This window comes from Polaromonas sp. P1_E3 (genome assembly GCF_056405935.1).
Genome location: NZ_JBFUBD010000321.1, coordinates 1 through 3,120, shown reverse-complemented (window position 1 = coordinate 3,120; position 3,120 = coordinate 1). Strand labels below are relative to the sequence as shown.

General features: G+C 62.8%; 2 protein-coding genes. Both read left to right on the top strand.

The annotated features are described in order from the left end of the window. The first annotated feature begins 233 nt into the window (after positions 1-233). Entirely contained in the window at positions 234-1,646 is a 1,413-nt protein-coding gene (gene dnaB / locus AC1D0Z_RS18525) for a replicative DNA helicase (RefSeq protein WP_477659663.1), read from the top strand. 244 nt (positions 1,647-1,890) lie between these two features. Further along, positions 1,891-3,120, top strand: a 1,230-nt coding sequence (locus AC1D0Z_RS18520) for a cyclic nucleotide-binding domain-containing protein (RefSeq protein ID WP_477659662.1), incomplete at its 3' end; no start/stop codon positions are given.

Below are 3,120 nucleotides of genomic sequence, written 5' to 3'. Positions count from 1 at the left end.
GCACACGGACGTGGCAGTGGACATCACCGTCACGGTGTACGGCGAAACCGCGTAAGCGTTTCTCCCTCTGCAAAAAAGCCGCTCGCCGAGCGGCTTTTTTCATGGCTGGCCGCATCGGGCCCCTGTGCACAAGTTCCGGGCGCAATTACACCGAATTTCCAACGCTTATTCACAACTTTGTCCACAGCGGTTTTTCGTAGCGGGCTTAGTATTTCAGTCTCTCAAGGAAACCCATGTCCGCCGTACTTTCCAACTATGACGATCCCGGTTACAGCCCCGACCGCCAGATCGCACAGCTGCGTATTCCGCCGCACTCCATCGAGGGCGAATCCAGCGTCCTGGGCGGCCTGCTGCTCGACAACGGCGCGTGGGACCGCGTGGGTGACCTGCTGGTGGACCAGGACTTCTACCGTGCCGAACACAAGCTGATTTACGCCGCCGTCGGTGCGCTGATCAACGCCTCCAAGCCGGCCGACATCATCACGGTCTACGAGTACCTGCAGAACCAGGGCAAGGCAGATGACGTGGGAGGGCTCAGTTACCTTAACTCGCTCGCGCAATACGTTCCCAGCGCCGCCAACATCCGCCGCTATGCCGAGATCGTGCGCGAGCGCTCCATCCTGCGCAAGCTGGTGTCCGCGTCCGACGAAATATCCACCAACGCCTTTAACCCGCAGGGGAAAGACGTCGCCACCATCCTTGACGAGGCCGAGCAGAAGATTTTCAAGATCGGTGAGCAGGGCTCCCGCATGAAGGAAGGCTTCCAGAGCATGGACACGCTGGTCGTCAGCCTGCTCGACCGCGTCACGGAAATGGCGGAGAACCCACAGGACGTCACGGGCGTGCCCACGGGGTTTTATGACCTGGACCGCATGACGTCCGGCTTTCAGGCAGGTGACCTGATCATCCTGGCGGCGCGCCCTTCCATGGGCAAGACGGCGCTCGCCATCAACATTGCCGAAAACGTCGCCCTGCTTGAAGGCCTGCCCGTTGCCGTGTTCTCCATGGAAATGGGCGCCTCGCAGCTTGCCGTGCGTATCGTCGGCTCCATCGGCCGCATCGACCAGACCCATCTGCGCACCGGCGCATTGACCGACGAAGAGTGGCCGCGCCTGACCGAAGCCATTGAAAAGCTGCGTACGGTTTCGTTGCACATCGACGAAACCCCCGGCCTCACCGTGAGTGAGCTGCGCGCCAACGCCCGCCGCCTGGCCCGCCAGTGCGGCAAGCTCGGCCTGATCGTGGTCGACTATTTGCAGCTGATGAGTGTGTCCGGCGGCATGGCCGACGAGAACCGCGCCACCGCCGTCGGCGAAATTTCACGCGGCCTGAAAATGCTGGCCAAAGAGCTGCAGTGCCCCGTGATCGCGCTGTCGCAGCTCAGCCGCGGCGTCGAGTCCCGCACCGACAAGCGCCCCATGATGAGTGACCTGCGCGAATCCGGCGCCATCGAGCAGGACGCCGACATCATCATGTTCATCTACCGCGACGAGTACTACACCAAGGAAGCCTGCAAGGAGCCGGGTGTCGCCGAGGTCATCATCAGCAAGCAGCGTAACGGCCCCACGGGCACGGTGAAACTGGCGTTCCTTAACCGCATCACCAAGTTCGAGAGCCTGGCCAGCGGCGGAACCGGGGATTTTTAAGCCTGAACTGAAGAAGGTCGCGTGCCGTCCTGTTGCACCGGTTGAGCGGCGTGCCGCGGCACCCTAGGGTTTTCCGGCCCCCCTTTTTGAGGGAATCGATGATTTAATGGAAAAAAAACAGCTGCAGGCCAGTCGAGACGGGCGCAAGCAGCTATCAATAAAATAGCAATAGCTCAAGGAGGAGGACCCATGCTGACGCTCCTGCGGAATCAAACCGCCGCTTTGCTGTAGGTCCAGGGAAGCCATGTCCCATTCCGCAGCCATACCCGACGCAGACATCCTGGCGCTTTTGCGCGGCGACCCGCTGTTCGCCGATCTTTCAGGCAGCCAGCTTGCCCGCCTGCTGGGAAGCCTGCACACGCTTGAATTTGCCGCCGGCGAAACGCTGTGTGAAAAAGGCGCGCCGGCCCAGTTTCTGTACGTGATTGAAACCGGTGAACTGCAGCTCGCCACGCCGGGCGGCCGCACAGTGGCGCTGCCGGGCACGCGCTGCGGTGAAGAGGCCGCCTGCGACACGGCCAGCTACCTGTGCAGCGTCACAGCCGCCACGCCGGTCAGGGCAGTGCAGGTTCCCCGCGAAGCCCTGGCGGAGCTGGCGGCAAAATCGCCCGCCTTGCGCAACAAGGCGTGGTTGGCGCTGATGGGTTATGTGGGCGGTGAATCCTTTGCGCCGGCCTCCGGCAAGCCTGCCGCCAAAAAACCGGCCAAACCCATTTCCCGGCGCGAGCTGGTGGGGTGGTTGGGCGTCGTGCTGGTGCCGCCCGCGATTTATTTTCTTTCCGGTTCGGCCGGGCTGGTCGTAGAGGCTTCGCTGTTCCTGGCCATTTTGTCGGCCACGGTGCTGATGTGGCTGTTCAACCTGGCCGATGAGTTTGTGCCGCCGCTGGTGGCCATTAGCGCGGTGCTCATCGTCGGTCTTGTGCCCTACGAAGTCGCGCTGGCCGGTTTCTCATCAAGAACGCTCACCACGCTGGTCGGCGTGTATGCGCTGGCCGCGGTGATTTCCGCTTCGGGCCTCAGCTATCGCTTCATGCTGTGGTTGCTGATACGCCTGCCCGACACGCCGTTCTGGCACCAGGCGGCGCTGCTGCTGTCGGGTTACCTGCTGTCGCCCATCATGCCCTCCGGCAACGCGCGGCTGTCGCTGGTCCTGCCGTTTTACCGCGACATGATCGAAGGCCTGAACCTGCCGGCGCACAGCAAGTCCGCCACGGCGCTGATGGCCGCCACGTTCTCAGGCGCCATGCTCTTCTCACCGATGCTGTTGACCAGCAAGTCGTCCAACCTGACGGCTTTCGGCATGCTGCCCGTGCAACTGCAGGACCAGTTCCAGGGCCTGTTCTGGTTTGCCGCCGCCGGTGTGGCCGCGCTCACCGTCACGGCCATGCACCTGGTCGTGGTGCGGCTCTGCTTTGGGCGCACGGTGCAGGCCGCTTTGCCCAAGGAAAGGCTCAAGCGGCAGCTCGCCCTGCTG